The sequence below is a fragment of the Corynebacterium ammoniagenes DSM 20306 genome, from assembly GCF_001941425.1.
GTDB lineage: Bacteria > Actinomycetota > Actinomycetes > Mycobacteriales > Mycobacteriaceae > Corynebacterium > Corynebacterium ammoniagenes.
In genome coordinates, this window is the sequence record NZ_CP009244.1 from 2,264,668 (window position 1) to 2,287,733 (window position 23,066).

16 protein-coding genes and 3 tRNA genes are annotated in these 23,066 nt (G+C 56.9%); 9 read left to right on the top strand and 10 right to left on the bottom strand.

Features of this window, described 5'->3' with window-relative positions; genetic code table 11:
- Nucleotides 1-154: 154 nt before the first annotated feature.
- Together orn and CAMM_RS10380 are read left to right on the top strand one after the other, a co-directional pair.
- Nucleotides 155-802 (top strand): oligoribonuclease, encoded by a 648-nt coding sequence (gene orn, locus CAMM_RS10375; RefSeq protein ID WP_040355439.1) that lies wholly within the window; start codon nucleotides 155-157, stop codon nucleotides 800-802.
- Between the two features lie 49 nt (nucleotides 803-851).
- Nucleotides 852-924 (top strand) — tRNA-His (locus tag CAMM_RS10380).
- Between the two features lie 74 nt (nucleotides 925-998).
- On the opposite strand, the gene CAMM_RS10385 is transcribed toward CAMM_RS10380, so the two are convergent.
- Nucleotides 999-1,973, bottom strand: a complete 975-nt coding sequence (locus CAMM_RS10385) for an alpha/beta hydrolase (protein ID WP_040355382.1) — start codon at nucleotides 1,971-1,973, stop codon at nucleotides 999-1,001.
- A 252-nt stretch (nucleotides 1,974-2,225) separates the two neighbouring features.
- Between CAMM_RS10385 and CAMM_RS10390 the strand changes: the two genes are divergently transcribed.
- Complete coding sequence (locus CAMM_RS10390; protein WP_232051064.1) at nucleotides 2,226-3,233, top strand: FUSC family protein; 1,008 nt, start codon at nucleotides 2,226-2,228, stop codon at nucleotides 3,231-3,233.
- Here CAMM_RS10390 and CAMM_RS10395 read toward each other — a convergent pair.
- Complete coding sequence (locus CAMM_RS10395; protein WP_003847225.1) at nucleotides 3,217-4,200, bottom strand: MsnO8 family LLM class oxidoreductase; 984 nt, start codon at nucleotides 4,198-4,200, stop codon at nucleotides 3,217-3,219. The two genes, CAMM_RS10390 and CAMM_RS10395, sit on opposite strands and share 17 nt — an antisense overlap.
- Before the next feature lie 19 nt (nucleotides 4,201-4,219).
- Nucleotides 4,220-5,410, bottom strand: a complete 1,191-nt coding sequence (locus CAMM_RS10400; RefSeq protein WP_003847224.1) for a L,D-transpeptidase — start codon at nucleotides 5,408-5,410, stop codon at nucleotides 4,220-4,222.
- A 384-nt stretch (nucleotides 5,411-5,794) separates the two neighbouring features.
- Here CAMM_RS10400 and CAMM_RS10405 point away from each other — a divergent pair.
- Together CAMM_RS10405 and CAMM_RS10410 are read left to right on the top strand one after the other, a co-directional pair.
- Nucleotides 5,795-5,867 (top strand) — tRNA-Lys (locus CAMM_RS10405).
- Between the two features lie 180 nt (nucleotides 5,868-6,047).
- The gene (locus tag CAMM_RS10410; protein ID WP_003847222.1) at nucleotides 6,048-6,365 is read left to right on the top strand and encodes a hypothetical protein; all 318 of its coding nucleotides are present in this window, start codon (nucleotides 6,048-6,050) and stop codon (nucleotides 6,363-6,365) included.
- A gap of 100 nt (nucleotides 6,366-6,465) precedes the next feature.
- On the opposite strand, the gene CAMM_RS10415 is transcribed toward CAMM_RS10410, so the two are convergent.
- Together CAMM_RS10415 and CAMM_RS10420 are read right to left on the bottom strand one after the other, a co-directional pair.
- A complete protein-coding gene (locus tag CAMM_RS10415) occupies nucleotides 6,466-7,749 on the bottom strand; it encodes a glutaminase (RefSeq protein ID WP_003847221.1) in 1,284 nt (427 codons plus the stop codon).
- A 143-nt stretch (nucleotides 7,750-7,892) separates the two neighbouring features.
- Nucleotides 7,893-8,168 carry a DUF3618 domain-containing protein gene (locus CAMM_RS10420; RefSeq protein WP_003847220.1) on the bottom strand — a complete coding sequence of 92 codons (276 nt, stop codon included), beginning with the start codon at nucleotides 8,166-8,168 and terminating at the stop codon, nucleotides 7,893-7,895.
- Between the two features lie 83 nt (nucleotides 8,169-8,251).
- On the opposite strand from CAMM_RS10420, the gene bcp reads away from it, so the two are divergent.
- From bcp to CAMM_RS10435, 3 genes are all read left to right on the top strand, one after another.
- Nucleotides 8,252-8,722 carry a thioredoxin-dependent thiol peroxidase gene (bcp, locus tag CAMM_RS10425; RefSeq protein WP_003847219.1) on the top strand — a complete coding sequence of 157 codons (471 nt, stop codon included), beginning with the start codon at nucleotides 8,252-8,254 and terminating at the stop codon, nucleotides 8,720-8,722.
- A gap of 21 nt (nucleotides 8,723-8,743) precedes the next feature.
- Nucleotides 8,744-9,418 (top strand): TetR/AcrR family transcriptional regulator, encoded by a 675-nt coding sequence (locus CAMM_RS10430; RefSeq protein ID WP_003847216.1) that lies wholly within the window; start codon nucleotides 8,744-8,746, stop codon nucleotides 9,416-9,418.
- 128 nt (nucleotides 9,419-9,546) lie between these two features.
- Nucleotides 9,547-10,641, top strand: a complete 1,095-nt coding sequence (locus CAMM_RS10435) for an HNH endonuclease signature motif containing protein (protein WP_003847215.1) — start codon at nucleotides 9,547-9,549, stop codon at nucleotides 10,639-10,641.
- A gap of 35 nt (nucleotides 10,642-10,676) precedes the next feature.
- Here CAMM_RS10435 and acpS read toward each other — a convergent pair whose 3' ends face one another.
- From acpS to CAMM_RS10450, 3 genes are all read right to left on the bottom strand, one after another.
- A complete protein-coding gene (gene acpS / locus CAMM_RS10440; protein ID WP_040355438.1) occupies nucleotides 10,677-11,117 on the bottom strand; it encodes a holo-ACP synthase AcpS in 441 nt (146 codons plus the stop codon).
- Nucleotides 11,118-11,137: 20 nt separating this feature from the next.
- A complete protein-coding gene (locus CAMM_RS10445) occupies nucleotides 11,138-20,188 on the bottom strand; it encodes a type I polyketide synthase (RefSeq protein ID WP_003847212.1) in 9,051 nt (3,016 codons plus the stop codon).
- A 282-nt stretch (nucleotides 20,189-20,470) separates the two neighbouring features.
- The gene (locus CAMM_RS10450; RefSeq protein WP_003847211.1) at nucleotides 20,471-20,659 is read right to left on the bottom strand and encodes a hypothetical protein; all 189 of its coding nucleotides are present in this window, start codon (nucleotides 20,657-20,659) and stop codon (nucleotides 20,471-20,473) included.
- 52 nt (nucleotides 20,660-20,711) lie between these two features.
- Here CAMM_RS10450 and CAMM_RS10455 point away from each other — a divergent pair, with 52 nt between their 5' ends.
- A complete protein-coding gene (locus CAMM_RS10455; RefSeq protein WP_003847210.1) occupies nucleotides 20,712-21,515 on the top strand; it encodes an HNH endonuclease family protein in 804 nt (267 codons plus the stop codon).
- A 104-nt stretch (nucleotides 21,516-21,619) separates the two neighbouring features.
- Here the strand turns inward: CAMM_RS10455 and CAMM_RS10460 are convergent, their stop codons facing one another.
- Nucleotides 21,620-22,690, bottom strand: coding sequence for an SPFH domain-containing protein (locus CAMM_RS10460; RefSeq protein WP_040355434.1), 1,071 nt, complete (start codon nucleotides 22,688-22,690; stop codon nucleotides 21,620-21,622).
- 214 nt (nucleotides 22,691-22,904) lie between these two features.
- Nucleotides 22,905-22,987: transfer RNA gene (locus tag CAMM_RS10465), tRNA-Leu, on the bottom strand.
- Between the last annotated feature and the right edge of the window lie 79 nt (nucleotides 22,988-23,066).

Here is a 23,066-nt window from a genome sequence, read left to right on the forward strand (position 1 = left end):
GCACTAAATTAATTTTTAACTTTCCACGTCATCAATTCATTCATTCGACAGGAATCCACCCCACCTGCCGTGTTAATTCACAACCTAAATTTGCAAACTTTGCCAATTACCCCATTTCAGGGGCAAGACGTTCATGGCATTGGCAGGGGTTAAGATGGCAGACATGACTTCTTCTGCCACTCCCGCCAAACATGACCGCCTCGTGTGGATCGATCTGGAAATGACCGGACTTGATCCCAAGCGCCACACCATCGTGGAAATTGCCGCCATCATCACCGATGCGGAACTCAACGTTATTGGCGAAGGCCTCGACATCGTCATCCACGCCACGGATGAAGAATTATCACGCATGGATGACTTTGTCACCAATATGCACAACTCCTCCGGCCTCACCGAGGAAATCAAGGCTGCCACCACCACGTTGAAAGAGGCTGAAACGGCAGTACTAGAGCTCATCGAAAAGCACTGTGACCCTGAGCACCCCGCTCCCCTTGCCGGCAACTCCATCGCCACCGACCGGACCTTTATCCGTGAATACATGCCGCGCTTGGACAAAGCCCTGCACTACCGCATGATTGATGTCTCCACCATCAAAGAACTAGCCCGCCGCTGGCACCCCCGCGCCTATTTCAACCAACCCGATAAGGGCTTAGCGCACCGCGCACTCGCCGATATCGTCGAATCCATTCGCGAGCTCGACTACTACCGCCGCTCGGTATTCCGCACCGACGAAGGACCAACCTCCCCCGAAGCCGCCGAGGCAGCCAAGGAATCAAATGCGGCCTACCAGGCGTTTTTGTAATTTCGACTTCGTGAGTTACTCTTTAATACGCTGCTTAAGAGCAGCAATGGTGGCTGTAGTTCAGCTGGTAGAGCACCAGGTTGTGATCCTGGGTGTCGCGGGTTCGAGCCCCGTCAGCCACCCCGACCAAAACGCGCTTACCGTGAAATCGCAAGATCTCCGGTAAGCGCGTTTCTTCGTGCAATGAGCACTGCTTTTAAGTCAAAATCCTTCGCATCCAGTTGCTGCGCGTTTCTGTGGCCTCGCTGGATAATAGCGAGGGGATGCCGAAGACATCGAAGCCGTGATAACCACCGCGCCATACGTGCAGCTCCGTTTGCACGCCCGCTTCCAATAAACGCAAGGCGTACGTGATGTCTTCATCGCGAAAGACCTCCGCGGAGCCCACATCAATGTAGGTGGTGGGCAATCCAGAGACATCAGTCGCGCGGGCCGGGGCAATATATGGGCTGACCTCTCGGGTTTTATGGCCTTCACCAAGCAGCGCATTCCATGCGAACTCATTGGATTCCACGGGCCAAATCCGGCCATGCGGCTTGGCAAATTGCTGCGCGGAAACGGTCTTATCGCGATCATCCAACATGGGATAGATCAGAACCTGCGCGAAGAGATCAAAATCCCCACGGTCACGCGCCATCAGCGCCACGCCGGCTGCCAGTCCACCACCTCCGGAGGCGCCACCGACCATGATGCGCTCTTTGTCCACGCCCCACGCATCCGCTTGGGACACCGCCCACTCTAGGGTGGCATAGCAATCATTTAAGCCTGCCGGCGCTGGATATTCCGGCGCCAAACGATACTCCGGGGTCACGATGATCATATTGTGCTCATTAATCCATGCCAGATCGTCATAACCACCGCCAATTGCACCAAAGCGATCCCCAATAATCATGCCGCCACTGTGAAAGGTGATATATAGCGGCGAATTGCCGGACAGTTCTGCCGGTTTGAGCACCGTGACATCGATTGGACCTTCCGGGCCGTCAATAGCGTGTTCTTCCCACACAATGTTGTTTGCCTCAGCCGCCTCTTTCGCCAGAGCCGGACCTAAGCCAAATGCCTCCCGCAAAGACTGGTAGTTATCTTTGGTCACCGTGGGTAATTCAGTTTCAGGGGTTAAGGTAGCGCCTGCGACCTCACAAATATCTTGCCGCTTAAGCTGGTCAGACATGGTATCTCCTACTGCCAATTGAAATGGGTACTTAATTCCACACCCCACCCTCAATTTTGTGACGCAGATCATAGATAACAATCTGGCTAGAACACTGCTTCGCGCTGCCGATGTTGCATCGTGGCAAATTCGCCGCCGGGCGAAGAACGCTCACGTATCTTCGGTATAAGTGTCGTTTCTGACGGGAGACTCGACAGCGATTTATTCCGACTGATAGGAAATGGTGAGCACATGCGCAAAGGCGCCCTGAGAATGGATTTTCTTCTGATTTTCAAAACGGTCCTCGCCTCGACCAGCGCTTGGTGGATCTGCGTGGCCCTGTTGGACTCTCAGATGCCTTTTCTTGCCCCGTGGGTCGCGTTCCTAGTGATGCAGCCGACGGTCTCCAGCTCCCTTACCAGTGGCTTTCAAACTGTGATTGCCTCTGGCCTCGGGGTGCTGTTGTCGTCGGCAATCGGGGTATTCCTTGGTGTCGAAGTGTGGAGTTACGCGCTGGCACTCGTGCTCGGCATGCTGGGAGCGCGCATTCCGGGGCTGCGCAAAGAAGGCGCCACCATTGCCACGACGGCCATATTTTTGCTCTCCACCGGGTTTACCGAAGATGTCCCCGCCCTGGTTGACCGCATGATTGAGATTTCCATTGGCGTTGCCATCGGCGTTGGAGTCAATCTCATCGTCATGCCGCCATTGTGGGACCAACAGGCAGCCAGCACGGTTAAATCCCTGCGCCAACAAGTTGCGGATGTTTTGGACCAAATTGGTACAGAGTTTAGCGAATCCTGGGATAGCGACCGCGCCCATGAGCTATCGAAGACCGTCAATCAAATGCGCCGCGATTTAAGACAATCGTGGTCGACCGTAGAATTCGCCCAAAACAGCCGCCGCAGAAATCCGCGGGCCCTATTTCACGGCACGACGGGCACGCGGTACGAACAGGTTCTCATTAGCCTGGATGAAGCAATATCGCACCTGCGCAACCTCACCCGCATTCTGGCCAGCACCTCGGACTCGGAAACTTTGTGGGACCGACAATTTCGCGAAAAGTGGTCCACCATTGTCCAAACCACCGCTACCTTAATGAGCAACCCTGACGCCAATGTTGAACCAGCCGTACAGCAACTCGATGACTTGGCACACGCGATGGTGACTGAAAAGCAACTACCCGAAGAAGGTTGGCCGCTTTACGGTGCGCTCATTACTTCCGTGCGCAGCATTGCATCGCTTATCGATGATGTCTCCACCGCTACATCAGATGCATAAGAAGTTCCTCGCTGTAACTGCGTCCTTCCCTATCAGGGATATCGCCGGTGACGAGGAATTCTTCGACTGAAAGGTTCTGGGCGGCATCGTCAAGCATTGCTGCGACCTCGTCCTTCGTGCCGTAGACGGTGTGTGCCAACGACTCATCGATACGCTTTTTCTGCTGCGCGGTGAGGCTATCTAAGTCTAAGTCTGCTGCGACCCGCAGCTCATCGAAGACCCCCGTGGACCGGGATAGCACCTGGGAGTGCGCCTCCGGCAGCAAAAGATTGCGGGCTTTTTCCGTGGTATCGGCCACTGCGATATTCAGCGAGGCAATAGCGCTGGGCTCATCCAGAAATTCCGACGGGGTGAAGTTATCGCGATAGGCCTTAATCGCATCCGCCTGCGTGGACAGCGGGCCTCCGGTAATAACACCAATGCCGTGCTTGGCGGCGGTTAAGGCCGAGCGATATCCCGCCAGCATATAGATGGGCGTGCGCGCATTATCCGCCGGAAAAGAGCTCACCGCGCCCGTGCCTGCGAGATACCCCAAGAGCTCCTCGACATCATCTTCCAACCGAGCCTTAAGCTCTATGGGCTCGCCTTGACGCAATGCCTCGCGCACGGGCTTGGTAAAGCCAACGGACGAGCCCAAACCAATATCAATGCGGTTGGGAAATAACGATTGCAACAGCCCAATTTGCTCAGCGATGAGATACGGCGGATGATTCGGCACCATAATCCCACCGGTTCCAACGCGAATAGTACTGGTATGGGCTGCAACATAAGTTGCTAGCTGCGCCGGCTGCGAGCCAGGAATTCCCGGAACGCCGTGGTGTTCGGCAACGAGAAAGCGGCTAAAGCCGAGCTTTTCCACGTGCTGTGCGTGGTTGGCCACGCTCCTTAAGGTCTCATCGTGAGATTCATGATGTGTCCCGGCTGCCCGGTCAAGAACAGAAAAGCGCATAAGTACAACTGTACCCATGCGCTCGCTGTAAGAGGCTTTATGCGTTCCCGGCGGACCACTCTTCCCAGGACATATTCCAGTCACCCAGGCCGTCATAGACCGGCAAGGTTCCACCCGTGGTGTTTTTAACCTCCACGATGTCCCCGCGCTTGGTGTTATTCATAAACCACTGGGCTGCTTCCTCGGTGACGTTGATGCAGCCGTGCGAGGTATTGGTATTACCCTGCGCCCACACCGACCACGGCGCGCCGTGGACATAGATGCCAGAGTACGACATCTGGGTGGCGTAGTTGACCATCGTCTTATAGCCTCCGTCTTCGATGGAATAGCCAAAAGTCTCGGAGTTCATCAGCAGGGTTTCATGACTATCGCCAATCATGTAGCGCCCATTCGGCGTTGCCCAGCGGCCGCCATCTTTGCCCAAAGACACCGGGATGGAACGCAGGACTTCCCCGTTTTTGTACACGGTCATCAACTTGGTGGCGTCATCCACAATCGCCGTGACGCGATCTCCGATGGTGAAGTTGGTTTCGTTATTATCACTGCCGTAGATGCCATTGCCTAAGTCCACGCCCTGGATATCCACGTCCACGTCGACTTCGGTACCTGGCTCCCAGTATTCTTTCGGACGCCAGCGCACTTCATAGTCATTGAGCCAATAAAACGCGCCCTCGACCTCTGGCGCGGTGGTCACGGTGATAGCTTCCTGGGCCTTTTCGCGATCCGGGATGGCAACGTTAAAGCGCACGCCGATGGTTTGGCCAACACCCACCTCGGAATCTGGCAGTGGCGAGAGCGATGCCGCCGTGGTGTTTACCATCTCTGGCGTCTTAAAAGTCACCGATGAGGTTTTACCGTTCTCATCTTTCGCCTTGATGGTGTACGTACGGTTGAACCCTAAAGTCTCCGCGGAAGTCCACTCCATGCCATCATCGGAAAGCTCTTCCATGACAACGTAGCCTTCTTCGTTGGTCATGGTGACTTCGTCCAGCCCCTTACCAAGAGAGGTCACGGTGACCGGCTCATAAGGGTTATGGTCTTTCGCGCCATCGGCAACAGAGATCTCCGGCGCTGGCTTGTCTACCTTGTCCTTTTCCACCTGGCCCGATCCATCGGACGACGCGGCATCGACAGCCTGCGCATTCGGATCATCAGGATCTCGCTCAATGGTGCAGCCAGCTAGCCCTAATGCCGCAACGACTGTAAGTGCTACAACCGACCGGCTCAAGCGCCGGGTATTTACTTTACGTAGACCGAGCAACGGACAAGACCTATCTTCCTCATTTCAGACAACTCTTTCAATCTATCGGCAAAGCACCTAAAACACTAGCTAGACCACGCCGCCTTGCTGCTTCGTTATCGAATTAATACCAAATGGGAAATTCCCTGCATAAAGCTTTATTTCCAATATTATTTCTGGGTAAAAGAACTTCTTTCCCGGCGCGTTCCGGCGATGCTCGGTGACGCTTTGATTGCGATGATTTAACCATCCCAGAATCGCGGTTTACCTGCTGATTTTTTGTTTAACGCAATCTGGTGTTAGAGTTATCTCTCGTTGCACAGGCAAGGGAAATGCCAAGTACGGATTAGCTCCCAAACCAGAAACAACACTGCGCCATTAGCTCAGTTGGTAGAGCAACTGACTCTTAATCAGTGGGTCCGGGGTTCGAAACCCTGATGGCGCACAATCAGGCCAGGTGGAATTTTTCCGCCTGGCCTCTTTTTGTTTTCTTACTTAACCCGCAAATACTGGGGGTTTGGCAAAATGCTGGTCGCCGATTCTTTCGAGCTGTATAATCACTGGTAGATAGAGATCCTAATCACAGCTATCTATATCTTGAATCACATCTAGAAAGGATGAGATCATGCGTGTACTTCCTCAGGACTTAACCCCAGGGCTTGCCCGCGCTGGACGCGCCCTCGCTCAAATTAACTCTCTCATTATTTCCGAAGAAGCTGGACTGACCCGACAACAAGTCAGAGACTTTGAAAAGCGGGTCGGAAGCCTTACTCTCGACGAGAAAACTCGGCTACAAAAGACCCTTGAGAGCTACGGTGTAGTTTTCATCGCCGAGGAGGAAAACCTTGGACATGGAGTGCGCAAACGCTACACCACTTCCAAGCTCCGCCAGATCAAACGCTGGGAAGATGAGGGCGGGCTAGCAAACGAAGACGATAACTAGGCCTTTCTGCCCCCGGCACTGCTTGCGTAAGCAAAGAGTTACTGAGTCCTCCGCCAGGCAATGAGCGGCGGACTCAGTAACTCTCTGTGTTTTCTTGAGATTAGAGGAGTTCTTCGCCGTTAATCATGTAGTCCTCATTGTCATCACGGCGAACAACCTGCGTGCCATCGCGCATGGTGCGGTCTTTAATCCGCTCATCGGGGTCGATAACACCAATTTTGAAACCCGCCTCGCGCATACGGCGCAGCCCTTCTTTGAGCATGACGCGGCCGATGCGGTTGACCGTAGTAACCTGGCTGAAATCTAGCAGGACCTCGTCCGCGGTGATGTCATAGTCTTCTAGGCGGTAGAGGATGGACTCCGCGGCGGAGAAGTTCATAACACCTTGCAGGCGAACCACCCAGGCATCATTGATGATTTCCACATCGCGAATGGGGTGGATGCCATAACGCTGGTCAGTAGACATCAGGTGCAGTCCCATATCTTGGCTCAACCGCTTGAAGGCTTCCACGCCACGCACGGAATTTCCTTCACTATTAAGACGCGGCGAGAACGTCGCAATTCCCAACTGGCCGGGCAGGGTGCCAAGCAAACCGCCGGAGACTCCCGATTTCGCAGGAATTCCCACTTCGGCCATCCACCGTCCCGCCCCGTCATACATTCCGGCAGAACTCATCACGGCCTGGGTTAAGCGGCAAACATCAGGATCCAGGATCTTCTCCCCCGTTATCGGCTGAGTTCCACCATTAGCCAAGGTTGCGGAAATCACCGCCAGGTCTTTGACATTGACCTGGATAGAACACTGGCGGGTGTATGTCACCACTGCGTCGTGGGCGTCATCTTGAATGATTTCGTAGTTGCGCAGCATATGCGCCAAAGACAGATTGCGTTCGGCAAACAGCAGCTCGGAATCGCACGTTTCCTCATCAATGGTCAGATCCCTACCCGCCAGGCGCGACATGTACTGGCGGATGTGCTCCACGCGCTCATCAACGCCCGAGTCCACGCCATTAATCAATTGCGTCACTGTCATCGCGCCCGCATTAATCATCGGGTTCACAGGGCGATGATCGTCTCGATTCAACGACAGCTCATTGAATGCCTCACCCGACGGTTCCATCCCCACGACGGCAACTACTTCTTCGAATCCCAATTCCTGCAGCGCTAATGCGTAGACAAAAGGCTTGGAAATAGATTGCATGGTGAATTCTTCCGAATCATCACCCGCGCTATACAAGTGTCCCGTCGTCGTGCACAAGGCAGCACCGAGGTAGGACGGGTTCGCCGCTGCTAGTGGCGGGATGTAATCCGCAACGGAACCACCATCGAGGTAGCGCACATTTTCCAAGATTTCATCAAGGTAAAAGGGAATGGGAGTCTGCACATGCACCAGCCTAGCTAATGGTTATTGGGTTCGGGTTGAAAAGAACAATCGCTTTTAAGGATCGCTAAAGACCGGGCACCCGCACTGCTGGCAGGTCCCGGAAATTTGCAAGTAAAGCAGGTTAGGCTCGAGCGCTAAACGGCTTAGCGCTGGGAGAGCAGGTGCTGCAGGTCCTTGAGATCCTTGTGCTTGCGGCGAGAACGCACAACGCTAAACGCAATCGCGCCAACGACCAGCGCAGCAACGGAAGCTAAAGCGATCTGCACGTTTTGCTGTGAAAGCTTTTCAGTAGCCGCAGCCTTGGCATCGTTAGCCAAGTTTTCTGGCTTGGAGCGATCTGCCAGCTCATCCAAAGTGCTTGCGAGCTGGCGACGGGTGCGCTCGATGTCTCGCTGAATGTCATCAATATTGCGTGCCACGTTTATTGTCTCCTGAAAAGTTACATTGGATATTAGGTTCGCACCTAGTCTAGCGCGACTTACTTTACGATAGAGTAAAAGGCATGACTGAGCAGAATAGATTAGAAGTTGGAGACACCGCACCAGCCTTCTCTTTGCAGGATGATGCAGGAAACACCGTCTCTTTGTCCGATTACGCAGGAAAGCGCGTCGTAGTGTACTTCTACCCACGTGCTAATACCCCAGGCTGCACCACGGAAGCATGTGACTTCCGTGATGCCATGGAACAGCTCAATGACTCCGATGTTGCAGTCATTGGCATCTCCCCCGACGAACCAGATGCCTTGGCGAAGTTCCGTGAAGACCATGACCTCAACTTCCCTCTCTTGTCCGATCCAGAGAAGGAAACCCTCACGGCCTACGGCGCGTTTGGTGAAAAGAACAACTACGGCAAGAAAGTCCAGGGTGTTATCCGCTCGACCTTCGTGGTGGAGCCGGATGGCAAGATTGGTGCAGCAAAGTACAACGTCAAGGCCACCGGCCACGTTGCACGCATCATCAAAGAACTCGACTAAGAAGAGTCAGCATTTCCACCAATGACCGATAAGAACCCAGAGTTGCTTGTCCCCCGGCGGCGTCCTGCACAGGCGCGCAGCCGGGTGCGTTTCGAACGCATCTTGAAGGCAGCTCGTGACGTACTGGTAGATCTCGGCTTTGAGTCTTTTACTTTCGATGAGGTATCAAAGCGCGCCGAGGTTCCCATCGGTACGTTGTATCAGTTCTTTGCCAATAAATACGTTCTGATTTGCGAGCTGGATCGAGAAGACACCGCAGCCAACGTTGAAGAGCTCAATAAGTTTTCCCAGCAAGTCCCAGCACTACAGTGGCCGGATTTACTGGATGAATTTATTGACCACTTAGCGCGCATGTGGCGCGAAGACCCGTCACGTCGCGCTGTGTGGCATGCCGTCCAGTCCACGCCCGCTACCCGCTATACGGCCGCGGCCACGGAGCGGGAGATGCTGGAGCCGCTATCGCAAATCCTCAAGCCTTTGGCGCAGTGGATGAGCGATGAAGAGCGCATGGAGCTCGCCGGATTTTTGGTGCACACGGTGGTGTCGTTGTTGAACTACGCCATCCGCAGTGATGATCCGCAGACCATTGACGGGGTCATCACCGAAATCAAGCGCATGCTCATCGCGTATCTCTTCAGCGTGGCGCAGGGGCAACAAATCCCCGCGCAGCACCTCACCTCGGATCCTGAGCTCTAATCCTGAGAGCTTCCGAGTCCTTAGCCTGTGGATAAATCGCGGGTTTCGATGATGCGTCAACGCAGTTATCCACAGGCTCATAAGTTGGCGCTAGCGCGGCCGTGCCCCAACGCCATACTGTCCAAGTCATGGACTTACTCCAAGCATTTGCGCTTCTCACCAGCAACGGCGTCGGCCTCTTGAGGCTGTTCGCCGAGCGCTCGCCTTACGATGTAGCAAGCTACGGCATTGAAATTTCTCTGGCGAAAAACTACACCAAGCTTGCCGATGTCCTCTTCGGCCCCGCCGATTCCCCACGCCTGCAACGCGAGTCCGTAGCCCTGGCAGAAAAGCGCGAACTCAGCATCAACCACCTGTTGATGATCAACAAGCACGCCAAGAAGCTGAAAGCACGCGGCGCCGCATGGAAGTTGCGTGCCGAACTTATCGCGCACGAGGGAACCTTGGAAGAAGTCGACGCTTACGGCGCACAGCGTGTCAAAGAAGAAGTCGGCGAGACACCAAAGAAACCTGGCGTGCGCATCGGCCGCGCCGTAGGTGGCATGCGCACCATCAGCGTGACCGATAGCCAACGCCGCATTACTGACCTCGAAAAGACCCTCGACTCCGCTGCGCCCGATGACCAGCCGCGCTCCGGGGCCCTGCTGGAGGCATTCTGGAACCAGGTCGAAGGCGGCGGCCAAGGTCTGCTGCGCCCGGAATACCGCACCGTGATTGCCATCGGGCTCGATGACTTCGCCACAATATCCAGCGGCTCCGGCGATGAGGTCGTCGTGGGCTTATCGGATGGCACCACAATGACGGGAGCAGAGCTTATCGATGCCGCCTTGACCGGATCTTTAGGCGAGAACCTCTACGCCGGACTGTTTCACCCAACGGCTGGCCCCGTCAATCTCTACCAGGCGCGGTTTGCATCGCTGAAGCAGCGGATTTTGGCCACTGCGGAAAACCTCGTGTGCCCGTGGCCAGACTGCACCGTTCCCGCCGATAGGTGCCAAGTGCACCACATCGATGCCCACAAAAATGGCGGACACACCACACCGTCGAATTTGACGATGTTGTGTCGCTATCATAACGGCGTCAACGACGACGACCCGACAAGACGAAGACGCGGACGAATACAACGCCACCGCGGGAAAATGCGACTTATCACCCCAGGTGGAAAGCCGGTGGCCAACACGCATGACTTAAGCACCATGGGAGCAATGCACCTCATCAAATAGCTGCGCTCTAATTGCGGCAATTTCCCGATCGGTTTTTACCGCTGGTACCGCAGCAGGCACTGCGCGGTGGCGTAATCGCCATCATGGCTGATGCTCAGCGCCAGCTCCACGTCGCCTATTGATTCCTGAAGTTTTGCAGCAACTTCACCTTTAAGCTGCAGCGCTACCCTGCCCCAGCGGTCGGGCAAGACTTCGATCTCTGCGAAGTTCACCAGGTCTGGTTCAATCACTGGTGGCTTGCCGTAGATCGCTTGCGACCACGCCTTGATGAACGCTTCTTTTGCCGCCCACCGCCCAGCCAGGTGCTCAGTCCGTGAACCCGCAAGGCTCGAATTCGTAGCATCCGCTGCAGCGTCACGGCGCGTTTGAGCATGACGACGTTCCAACGGCGAAAACACTTGCTCAAAAGTCGAACCAGGGCGCGACAATTGCTCGGCAAAGCCGGGGATGTGGACCAAGTCCACACCCACGGTCATCGCTTCACGGTTGTCGAGCACTACTGCTGCTTTCCTGATTCTGCGGAAGTGCTCGGCTCGAGGACGGCTCCGCGCAGCCGCGCGGCATCGTCAAGCAATACTGCTGCTTCGCGTTCCTTGACTACGTCACCGGTTCCACCCAGGTTGCGGTCCACGGGGCGCTCATACAACGCCGGGCCACCGGAGATAGCCGAGGTTAGTCGCTGCAGACCAGCTGCCTCGCGGGCATTGGCCGACTGCTGCCACTGCGCGGCTGCCTCGGCGCCACGCTCAGCGCGCAGAGCTTCCACGAATGCGCCAGGGTGAACCACAGCAACCAGCGCGGAGACGTGACCAAAGCCCAAGGATGTAACCAGCCCGGCCTTTGGTGGGGTTGCACGCAAATCCAGCTGCTCGCGCAGCCAGGTCAAATGAGTGTGCTGGCGCAACGCCGGATCCACACAGTCCAACGAGCGGTTCGGTGGCAATACACCGTTGCGCAGAACCTGGGTGAGACCAACCAGCTGGAAGGCTGCGGCACCGCCCTTGGCGTGACCGGTCAGGGTCTTTTGCGAGATGATAAACAACGGGTTGCCCGCATCGCGGCCCATTGACGCTGCGATTCGCTCATGCAGGTCAGACTCATTCGGGTCATTGGCATTCGTAGACGTGTCGTGCTTGGAAATGACCGCGATTTCATTCGCAGACACCCCAAGCTCGGCCAATCCCTGCGCTAGACGGGAATCTGCCCCACCACGCGCGGCAGAAAGCGCACCCAGACCAGGCGCTGGAATGGAGGTGTGCGCACCGTCGGCGAAAGACTCCGCGAAGCCAACTACGCCCAAGACTGGCAGGCCCAATTCCGCAGCCAAGCTACCGCGCGCCAGCAAGATGGTGCCGCCGCCTTCCGACTCAATGAACCCGCCACGACGACGGTCATTGGCACGCGAGAAGTACTTGTGGTCAATGCCCTTGGCTTCCATCTCGCCGGAATCCGCCGTGGCCGCCATATCGCCGAAGCCCGTAATGCCTTCAATCGACAGGTCATCAATACCGCCGGCGACCACGAAATCAGCCTTGCGCAAACGCAGTTTATCCATGCCCTCTTCGACAGAGACAGCCGCGGTCGCACACGCGGCAACCGGGTGAACCATCTGGCCATAACCGCCGACATAAGACTGCATGACGTGCGCTGCCACGACATTCGGCAGTGCTTCCTGCAAGATGTCATTCGGGCGCGGCTGCGCCAGCAGCTTGTCCAGGTACAGCGAGCGCATCGACTGCATGCCGCCCATACCCGTGCCCTGGGTCGAGCTCACGCGCGCCGGGTGCACATGCGCCAGCAATTCCGCGGGGCTAAACCCAGCCGCCAAGAAAGCATCCACCGTGCACACCAGGTTCCACAAGGCCACCCGGTCGAGGTTGTCAATCATATCGGCCGGAATACCGTAGACACCGGGGTCAAACCCTTGCGGAATCTGCCCGCCGACAAAGCGCGTCATCGCCACGCGCCGCGGCACGCGCACCTCGGCCCCAGCTGGGCGGGTGACTTGCCATTCCTCGCCGTCAAAGTGCGCGGTGGCACCTTCCACGTCGGCAACAAACGTGCGCGCGGTTTCTTCATCCGCAACAGCAAAGGTCATATCGCGTTCGAGGTAGATGGTGGTCAGCTCCGGAGCCAAGTTATCCACCATCGGCATCTTCGGGCCGTAGTCATCGTGGTACTTGCGTACGCCGACGTTGGCTAGGACTTCATCGTGGAAGCGGTCGTAGATATCTTCCTCGGCGATTTCCTCGCCCTCGGCATCAAACCACGCACCCGAGGCATCATCCCAGGCAATCAGGCCAGTAGTCCACGCCAATTCGACAACACCAGCGGCGGTAAGGTCACCGGTCATCTCCACCTCGAAACGGGTCCGAGACGATCCCACCGGCCCAATTTCGCCGGCACCGACGATAACCACCATGTCATCGAGTTTTTGGTTCACACCCGCAAAATCAGGCGTGGTCCACTCAATGCGCTCGCGGATATTTGGCAATGCCCGCAAACTCGCCACTTCTTCTACGTCCTCGGCAACAGGCTGGACAGATACCGAACGCGCCAATTCCGGCAGGTTGATATCAGCCTCGCCTAAGCCACCGGTGAGATCCAAGGTGACAGGTGCGTGGGCAGCAGCGTCGCGCTTGCTTGTCGATGCCCCCTCGCCCACCAATTGACTCGCCATTTCCTCCGTGGAGAAAGTGCGCACGCCCTTGGCTTCGACGGCATCGACTAGCGGGTCATTGCCGCCCATCAAACCGGTGCCACGGACCCAGCCAATGTGGGCGTGAACAATGGAGGTGCGCGCACCCCATACGGGTTCTGCATGCCAGCGGGTCACCAGCGCATCCAAGGCAGCCTTGGACTCACCATAGGCACCGTCGCCGCCGAAGCGTCCCCGGTTGGGGCTGCCCGGCAACACGATGTGCAGGCGCTGGCCCACATGTGTTCCGGTGCCCAGCTGGCTGAGCCCAGCGATGAGCTTTTCCACACTCCACAGCAACAGGCGCATCTGTGCTTCGGCAGGGGCCCCGGCATCAGCCAAGGTGCCCTGCACGCGCGGTGCTGCAAACGGGAAGAGCAAGGTCGGCACCAAGGCTGGTTTAACCAGCTTCGAGGAACCGCCCACAGTGACCGTCTGCTCCGTGCCAATCCAGTCAATCAGCGCATCTAGGTCGGCGAAAGAGTTGAGATTCGCGGGCACAATCCACAATTGCGCGTTGCCACGCGCGGAGGTGCGGTAGAGGTTTTTATAAAACTCGAGGCGGTCATGTCCCAAACGAGACGTCGTGGCAATGACCGTGGCGCCCTCGCGCAGCAAGTTAGCCACAATTTCCGAGGCAATAGAGCCAGGCGAACCACCGGTGACAACAGCAACCTCGCCATCATGGTCCAAGGTCGAAGCCGCCACTCGTGCTTGCGCAGCCTGTTCATCTAGACCCAGGTAGGTTGCCATCGCTGCGGCTTCTTCGCCCGCGCCGGTGATATCAAGGTCCTCGATTTCGCCCAACGACAAACGCACGAGGTCTTCACGCGCCGAGGCCCAGCGGTCATCGAGTTGGACGGTCTTGTCTGCATCGAAGCTTGGGCTTACCAGTCGTGGCCAGTCCGCACCGAGTTCCGAGGTGACCAAGTCGACGACGGCCGCGTTGTCATCTGCTTCGGAAAACTCCGTGGTTGGTGCCTGCTGTCCCAGCTGTGAGAGCAAGGTCCGCGCGGTATTAGCCAAAGCGGAGTTCATCTTCTCGGAATACGCATCCAGTGCGGCCGAGTCCACAACTCCGCCTTGCGCTGCACCGCTAGCGGAAGGCTTCGAGATGACGATGCCGACCTTGGCACCGGCGGCGTCGACGGCGGCATCGATAAGCGCATCAAGCTCTGCGGTTGTTGCCGGGTTCGCCGGTGCAAGCAATGCCAGGTCACCGCCGCGTAGCGATGCCCCCTCGCGCGCTCCCAGCACGAGCTCTGCGGTGACGCGATCGACCCATCCGGCGCCCAGGCCCCAGGTGTCCGCGACGCGCTGGGCAATATATGCCGGCTTTTTACCAGCTGGTCCGGTCAAACGGCGCAGGGATTCTGCCACCTGTGCCGAAAGCACGGGACCGAAGGCCTTGTAGCCCTTGGCCATGCCGGAGACCTGCTCTTTGAGAGCGGAAATCTCGGCATCGGCTGCGCCTTCGATGGCACCGAGGCCGAATTCCACGCCCAAGTCCAGCAAGAGCTGGTTACGACGCGAGGAGACGCCTTCGACCAAAAGCTCAATGGTATCGGCAGCGCCCATTTGGTCGGGGCGGACCTTGGTCCAAATAGCAATGAGCATCTCGGTGGCATCGGCGGCGCTAAAGGCTTTGTCATCCGGGGTCGTGCCGCCAGCGGCCGGTGCTGGTGTCGCTGGTTGGGCGACCACGGGCTCTGGCGCCGCTGCTGGAGCAGCATTGGCCTGCGATACTTCTTCGGCGGTTGCTGTTGCGGCCTCTGCTACACCGGTTGAAGACTCCGAAGAGTCTTCAACCGGGCGCTCTAGGGCGTCTTCGGCGAAGACGGTGGCGCGGTCGCGTTCCACGTTGAGAACCTCAATGGGATTGCCGGCGTATTGCGGCAAGCGCAGGGTTTGGCCGAGCATATTCGCAAGCGTCGGGGAAGAACCCACGCCGATTTCTACAAAGCGCTCCACGCCTAGACCTGCGGTGCCGGCTCCGGCGCTGACGCTTGGGGCAGACAGCAGCAAGTCTTGGGTTTCGATCCAGCGCACAGGTGAGGCAAATTGCCACGCTAAGAGCTCAATGAGCAGGGTGCGGCCCATCTTGGCCGGGTCGTCCGTGGCCTTATCGAAGTCGGCGAGGATGTCGTTGACGTACGTCGAATCGACGACATCGGCCATGGCTTCGACGAATTCGCGGGTGAGCTCAAACGGGCGAGCCACCAGGTTAGGGATGTAGCGACCGCGCAGAATATCCAAATCCACGTCGTCTGGAATGAGCATGTCCAGGTGCGTGCGGAAGTTATCGACGCCGCCCAACAGGTGCGAAGAGTGAAATGGCACGTCGATGCCCGGGATCATGATAAATGAGCGCATGCCCGGCGCGCGCGACTCGGCATCGGCAGCCAATGCTGCCAACCCTGCTCGCGTGCCGGCGACGGCGTACTGCACACCGGCGATGTTGTAGTTGACGATTTCTAGGAATTCGCCGCGGGTCTGCGAGACCTGCGCGACGTAGTCAAAGACGTCCTCGGCGCGGATGCCAATCTTATTCGGGCGCAGCGCTGCCAGGCCGTAGTTGGAGTTGCCTTCTGCGTCACGGTCGACCAGGCGGTGCATGGTCAAACCGCGGGCGTAGACGATTTCTACAACGGCTTCCAAAGACAGCACCTGTGCGTAGGCAGCTAGGGCGTTGTATTCGCCCACGGAGTGTCCGGCGAAGTAAGTGTCCTGGGATTTCACGCCGGCTTCTGCCAGCTCCGCGATTTGGGCGCAGCCCAATGTCGCCATCGCGACCTGCGTGAACTGGGTTAAGAATAGAGTGCCATCTGGGTGGGTGAACTCTTCGCCGTCGACAACGACCAGCGGTGGGTTGTTGCGTACAATTTCCAAAATGGAAAAGCCGAGCTTTTCTCGGGTGTGGGCATCGGCGCGCTCCCAGACCTCACGAGCTGCGCTCGAGGAAGCATAAGATTCCATGCCCATGCCCTGGGACTGAATGCCCTGGCCGGGGAAACCGTAGAAAGTTCGCGGTGCGGCCATGGTGGCCGTGGCTTGTAAGACCACATCATCGCCGACGCTGGCTGTCACAGTACGCACTTCACCGCGTCCTGGGCGAGAGTCCACGCCAGTGCGCTCGACGATGAAGGTGACTTCTGCGCCGGGTAGCACGGGGCTGAGCATATTCGCGGACCACTCGGCGAGCTCAAGTCCATCAAATCCTGCTGCGAGCTGGCCGATGGCTGAGGTCCACATGCCGTGGACAATAACGCCGTTTTCCAATCCAGCTAACCGTGCGGCAGCAGCGGAGACGTGGATGGGGTTGCGGTCGCCGGTCACGACGGCGAAAGGATGCATCGACGCTGGTGCGGTCACGCGAAGCTGATGACGAAACGACGCTGGGGTGTTGGTGATCTCTGCGGTCGAGGTAGCAGGTTCAAGTTCCTGCTCGCCGGTGCGACCGACGATGGCAAAGCGTTCCTTCAACGTCGCCAGCACGGTGTCTTCTGCCTCGGCGATGGCGATGTCGACGGCGACTTCGACGACGCGACCAAGTGCAGTATCGCGGACTTCTCCCCCGCGTGCGGTCACGGTCAGGTCCACGGCCTCGGTGGGCAGTGCTTGGTGCAGGCGTACATCGTGTTCGAGGTGGACGAGGTTCAACAGTCCTTCCACCACGAGCGCGGAATCAGAGCCCGGGATGACAGAGTTGGCGATCACCGCGAAGACCGCTGGCCACGCGCGGCCGACGATGACATCAGGTGCGATAGCCGAATTGGTATCTGCGCTGGCGAGATAGCCGCTGGTAACCCCTGCGTAGTCTGACAATGCAGCGGAATCCAAGGTGGTCTTCCAGACGGCGGTGCCGTCGGTGACCTCGGGCAAGGTGCCGCCTGCTGCCACGGCGGCTAATGCTGCCATGGACTCTTCTGCTGCCTGTGCGGTGATAATCGGGGTTGCCGAAAGTGGTGCATCTGCTGGCACGGTAATCTGCAGCTGCAGCGTGGCACCAGGTACCGAGCCGGTCAGCGCAACCGATAGCTCGACGGTGTGCTCGTCGATGGTGACGAGTTCTGCGCCCTCAGTCGATGCGGTTTTCGCCTGGGAATCTACGGTCCAGGACTCAGAAACCTGAGCAACTGGATTCGGGCGTTGGCGCCCTGCCCATTCCACAGAGGGTGCGGCGAGGACGCGCTCGAGTGCCGAGTTCGCAAGCTCTGCCTTCTCGGTATCTTCTGATTGCAGGGCTTGTTCTACTGCGGCTGCTTCAAAGCGCGCGAGTAGTTCCGCTACTGGCTCATTGGCCTTGGTAATACCGGCAACAGCGGTGGTGCCTGGGATGATGCCCACTTGTTCTGCGGTGTAGCGCTCATCGTGTGCCTGCCACAGGGAGTCTTGGCGCCACCAACGACGCACATCGGAATCAATGACGGGTACGAAAGCTGGTGGTTTGCCGTTGCCGCGTAGCAAGTCCACAAACCAAGCTTCATCGGAAGCAATAACGGTGTGCTTCTCCGCTGCCGGATACGCAGCTACCACATCGGCGATAGCGCGTTCTGGGTGTTCAGCATCAACGGTGACTAGTGGTGTGAATTCGCCGTGGTCCGCTTCCGTAAGGCGGGCTTCGGCGCGGGCAATCATCTGCTCGAAACGACGTGCCCAGGAAAAATCGACCCACGAGCCCATGTACGAGACTTCGACATAACGGGCCAGCCACTCGGCGTAGGTCATGGCGTTGATATCACCGAAATACGGCTTGGCGGTGCCAGCAATCACGGCGATGATTTCTTCGCGGCGCGCGGCTACTGCGTCGGCGTCTCCGGCAACCTCGTCCAACAACCGTCCGGCCTTGGCGAAGGTGTTATCAATTTCGTGGATATCGGCGCCTAGTTGGGAGCGGCCGGAGGCAATACCGTCGCGGGCACCGCCGGCTGGAACCCAGCCGCCGCCTGGGATATCTTCCAGACCTTGGGTTGCTACCAGTGCCTGCTTGACTGATTCCGAGGCCGTGGACTCCTTCGTGGCCATCGCAGCGGTGCCGATCATGATGGCATCGACAGGCATTGCCGGCAGTCCATAGACCTTCGACCATTCACCGGTAAGATACTGCGCACCGCGTTCTGGGGCGCCAATACCGCCGGCGGCCATGAGCACGACATTGTCGCGCTCGCGGATATCGGCATACGTTTCCGTCAGCAGATCATCGAGGTCTTCCCACGAGTGGTGACCGCCAGCCTTGCCGCCTTCAACCTGCATGATGACCGTGGTATCCGGCAGGTCATCAGCAATTGCTAATACTTGGTGGACGTGGCGAACCGCGCCGGGCTTAAACGCTACCCAGGGGATATTGTCTTCCTGGAGTTGGCGCACCAGCGCGATTGCTTCCTCGTGCGGTGGAATACCGGCCGAGCAGATCACGCCATTGATGGACGCACCATTGGCACGCGCACGCGGAATCAAACGACGGCCCTCAATTTGGGCACGCCACTGCTTCGGGGACAGGTACATGGCGTTGAACTGAGCGTTAATGCCCGGGTTCAGCATGTCCTCGAGTCGTTCCAGCGAGTCATTCAAAATCGCGTCCGTGACCTGACCGCCACCAGCAAGCTCTGCCCAGAATCCAGCATTGGCAGCTGCGGCAACAATCGCGGGATCCACCGTCGACGGAGTCATACCGGCAAGTACCACTGGGGAATACCCGGTTAATTCGGTAAACCGCGTGGACAAACGTGTCTTGCCCTTATCGTCAAAAACCTTCGGCGCGAACTGGGCGAAGTTGACGGGAAGTTCTGGGGCCTGGCCGACATCGAAAAGCGCTGCTTGGCCTTCGTCCGTGGAGACAACCTGCACCCCAATGCCTTGACCGGCGACGACCGCCTTGGTCAAGGCAGCCATGCCCTTTTCCGGACCGCATTCCAAAATCCACGTCACGCCCGCATCGACAGCGGACTGCACCGTGGCAGGCCAGTTCACGATCTCCGTCAAGACTGCCTCTGCGCCATCGTGAGCCAAGTCTTTATCCAGCCCGATGCGCTCTGCCCAGCTGGTGACCATCTCTACTGCCGCGGACATCTTTGGGTGGTGGTAGCCAGATTGCACCGGCAAAGCATTAATACGCGGGGCAAAGGGGTTGCCGCCGCGTTCTTTATTTTCAATCGCTTTCGCGTCTTTGGCGGCTAATTTTTCAATCGCCTCAATGACCTTATTATTATCTTCCGGGCTGCCGGTAACAACGAAAGTGTTGTGGTTATTTTGCAGGCCAATAACGCTATCGACACCGGTTTTAGCCAGCACCTTGGCCAGCTGCTCGCGGGAAATGCCGGCGATGGAGACCATCGGTGAACCCGCAGCGATACGGATGAGTCCCGTGGCGCGTGCGGTCTTAGAAATAGCGACGCCGATGAGCTGCGCCAGCGCAATAACCTCTGCTGCCTGCGCGCGCCCGGAGGAGATATAAGTAGCAAGCGCGCCTTGGGAATGGCCAATGTGTGCGACTGCATCCGCAGGATCTAATCCCTGGGCTTTCAATGACTCAATCAGGCCGTACTGGGCGACCACGATGCCCGGGGTAGAAATCGACGAATCTGACAAATCCCACGCTGGGTCCTCGGCGTTGCCAGCCCACTCCACCGGATCGAAGCCGTGTGGCAGTGCAGCAACGAGCTCATCTGCTACTGGCTCCAGCAACTTGCCCGCTGCATCGACTGCTCCGGCTACCTGCGCGCCATTGCCACCGGCAATTACCGTGCGCAAGGTGGGCAACCAGCTAAAACCTTGTCCGGAAAAGCTGAGAGCAAATTTTTCAGACTCGAGTCGGTTCACCAGGCGGTGGTTAGAGATGCCAATAGTCACGATTCGTTTAACTCCTAGTGATATCGGTTATGACCAATGGCAGGGTTTCGAGTTGAGGGCGCACTGGTGCTATCCCACGTGTAATTCTTTGCTTAATCCAGGGTGGAAATACAAAGAAAGAAAACGAAAATGGCAGGCCAAAAATTCAGCTGGTTTATTAGCATGCCACAAAATCATGAGGAAACCATCATCTTTTAACCCGCGCCGCTTTCGACGTGCAGGTTTGACGCTTGTCGACGAACAAATTCACTCACCATTACTTTTGTGACCTGAACTATATTTCTATGCTAAGTATTTGTTCACCTTATCGCGTGCCTGCTCTAAGGTCGGCTCAGCGCTCCGAGAGTCCCCGCCGGGTTTTGCACCCTCCGGTGTCTCAAAAATCTGGCAGGCATGATCTGGAACCACTTCTGCGCTCCGATCCAGGCCGGTGTCTTCGAGGTATTCATCGAAGATGTAATCGATGCTCATGCCACAACCTTTCGAGGTTTGTCCGATGCCCCGTCTACAATCATCATCCATTATGAAAACGGGCTTCAAACGCACAATAACAGTTGCGGTTCAAATACTTCTTCTCCTCGTGGTTATTGTTGGCGTCGCTTTTTATCAAAACGCCGACCCGCACAGCCCACTTACTCCCTCTGCACAGGTGCATACCTCGACCCCCAGCACGGAGGACACCGCCCCCACCGAGCAGCAGGCAACAACACCGCATGCGGATAATTCAACACCAACCGCATCTGATGACTACTCCGCCACTCTCAATAGCCTGCGCGTGGCTGGTCGGGCACCAAAGACCGGTTACGACCGCGCGCTATTCGGCCAAGCGTGGAGTGATGACGTCACGGTTGAGTTCGGGCACAACGGTTGCGATACTCGCAATGACATTTTGCGTCGCGATCTAATTGACCTTGATATCAAAGACGGCACGCACGGCTGCGTGGTCTTATCCGGCACTCTCCATGATCCCTATAGCGGTGAGACCATTGATTTTGTGCGCGGGCAATCCACATCGTCGCAGGTACAAATTGACCACGTTGTCGCTTTGTCGGATGCCTGGCAAAAAGGTGCACAGCAATGGGATGTGCAAACCCGCCGTAACTTCGCCAATGACCCGCGCAACTTACGCGCGGTCAAAGGCAGTCTCAATTCCCAAAAAGGCGCGGGCGATGCCGCAACGTGGCTTCCACCCCGCCGCGAGTTTCGCTGCGACTACGCCCGCGACATCATCGATGTTAAATCCGACTACGGGCTTTGGGTCACCCCTGCAGAGAAAGAAGCCCTGCACACGCAGCTTTCCACCTGTGACATCAGTGCAACTAGCTAAGTTCACTCGCATATGCCCTTGACGAACAGAAAGACCCGGCCTGCGCCGGGTCTTTCTGTTTCATCTTTACTAGCCACCGGAATGGGCGAGATCGCTAGGATTATCTACTGGCCGTCCCCGCGAAGTTGGTCGCGCATTTCATTGAAGTACTCACGTGCAGATTGCACCTGCTGAGTCTGTTGCTGACGGTGTTGTCCTGTCTGCTGCTGCGCTGGGTTGGACTGCGGGCGAGACTGCGAGATTTCACGTGGAGACTTGTTCGTCGTCTTGGGTGCGTCCGAGTTTTGCTGCATGGCGTGCGAAGACATGAGCACATCGCGCATGCCCTCGAAGATATCGCCCATGCCGCCTGGGTTCGACGGCATAAACAGCACGTTGGAATTGGAGTTATTAGATACATCCACCATCGCATCCAAGTACTGGGAAACCAGCATCAGTGCCTCTGGGGACTCTTCGATACCGGCGTTGCGCAGCATCTCATACTGCGCAGCGATACCTTCGACAATTTCCTTACGCTGTTCAGCTACACCGCGACCTTGCAGCTTGCGAGCTTCAGCAGAACCTTCCGCTTCCTTAATCACGCGAATCTTTTCTGCTTCTGCCTGAGCAACCGCAGCTTCACGCTCACGTTGTGCGGCGTTGATGGAGTTCATAGATTCGCGTACTCGCGTATCCGGGCGAATATCAGTAACAAGAGTATTGACGAAGTTCCAGCCGTACTCCGCCATGTTGTCGCGCAAGGACAGACCGACGTTTTGAGCGATGGTGTCTTTGGAAGAGAAGGAATCATCCAAGTTCATGTTCGCTACGGAGGAGCGGACATTGTCCTGAACATAGGCGATGATCTGCTGCTCATGGTCGGATAGTCGGTAGAACGCTTCGCGTTCGCGGCCTTCTACAACTTCATATTGAACCGCCACGGGGATCTGCACGAAGACGTTGTCTTTCGTCTTGGTTTCCACCATGACATCCAACTGGTGAATCTGGAGAGAAACCTTATCCCGCACGCGATCGATGTACGGCAGTTTGAAGTGAAAGCCTGCGTGCGCAACCGCATTGAATTTACCAAGACGCTCGACGATCGCTGCTTCACGAGTACGAACAATGAAGTAGCCGTCAAAAATGGTTACTACAACCAAAAGTAATACGACTACGAGTGCAATTAGAGCTGCCAAAATTATCACCGACTGGATTAGGTGTGGACACTCCGAAAAGCTCGAAGCCTCGCACTATGTAATGAACAAATTGAAAATCGTTGTATTTCCATCGTCGCACAAAACTATTCCGAGCGCACTACCTAATTCCCGCAAGCGATACCAGCTTCACACTGCGATGAGGAAGGCTAAATGGCAAAAGGCCTCCTAACCAGGTTAGGAGGCCTTGAAATTGTGCGCCCGGTGAGACTTGAACTCACACGCCCTCTGGACACTAGAACCTAAATCTAGCGCGTCTGCCAATTCCGCCACGGGCGCTTGCGGATTTGATACTACAACAAAAGGTGGCCAAACTAATAATTAAGGGAATAGGGCTTTCTGAAAACTATCGGTAAGG

What these genes read in the sequence shown, in the direction of transcription:
- orn (WP_040355439.1), top strand. Translation starts at nt 155, where the DNA reads ATGGCAGACATGACTTCTTCTGCCACTCCCGCCAAACATGACCGCCTC.
- CAMM_RS10385 (WP_040355382.1), bottom strand. Translation starts at nt 1,973, where the DNA reads ATGTCTGACCAGCTTAAGCGGCAAGATATTTGTGAGGTCGCAGGCGCT.
- CAMM_RS10390 (WP_232051064.1), top strand. Translation starts at nt 2,226, where the DNA reads ATGGATTTTCTTCTGATTTTCAAAACGGTCCTCGCCTCGACCAGCGCT.
- CAMM_RS10395 (WP_003847225.1), bottom strand. Translation starts at nt 4,200, where the DNA reads ATGGGTACAGTTGTACTTATGCGCTTTTCTGTTCTTGACCGGGCAGCC.
- CAMM_RS10410 (WP_003847222.1), top strand. Translation starts at nt 6,048, where the DNA reads ATGCGTGTACTTCCTCAGGACTTAACCCCAGGGCTTGCCCGCGCTGGA.
- bcp (WP_003847219.1), top strand. Translation starts at nt 8,252, where the DNA reads ATGACTGAGCAGAATAGATTAGAAGTTGGAGACACCGCACCAGCCTTC.
- CAMM_RS10430 (WP_003847216.1), top strand. Translation starts at nt 8,744, where the DNA reads ATGACCGATAAGAACCCAGAGTTGCTTGTCCCCCGGCGGCGTCCTGCA.
- CAMM_RS10435 (WP_003847215.1), top strand. Translation starts at nt 9,547, where the DNA reads ATGGACTTACTCCAAGCATTTGCGCTTCTCACCAGCAACGGCGTCGGC.
- acpS (WP_040355438.1), bottom strand. Translation starts at nt 11,117, where the DNA reads ATGACCGTGGGTGTGGACTTGGTCCACATCCCCGGCTTTGCCGAGCAA.
- CAMM_RS10450 (WP_003847211.1), bottom strand. Translation starts at nt 20,659, where the DNA reads ATGAGCATCGATTACATCTTCGATGAATACCTCGAAGACACCGGCCTG.
- CAMM_RS10455 (WP_003847210.1), top strand. Translation starts at nt 20,712, where the DNA reads ATGAAAACGGGCTTCAAACGCACAATAACAGTTGCGGTTCAAATACTT.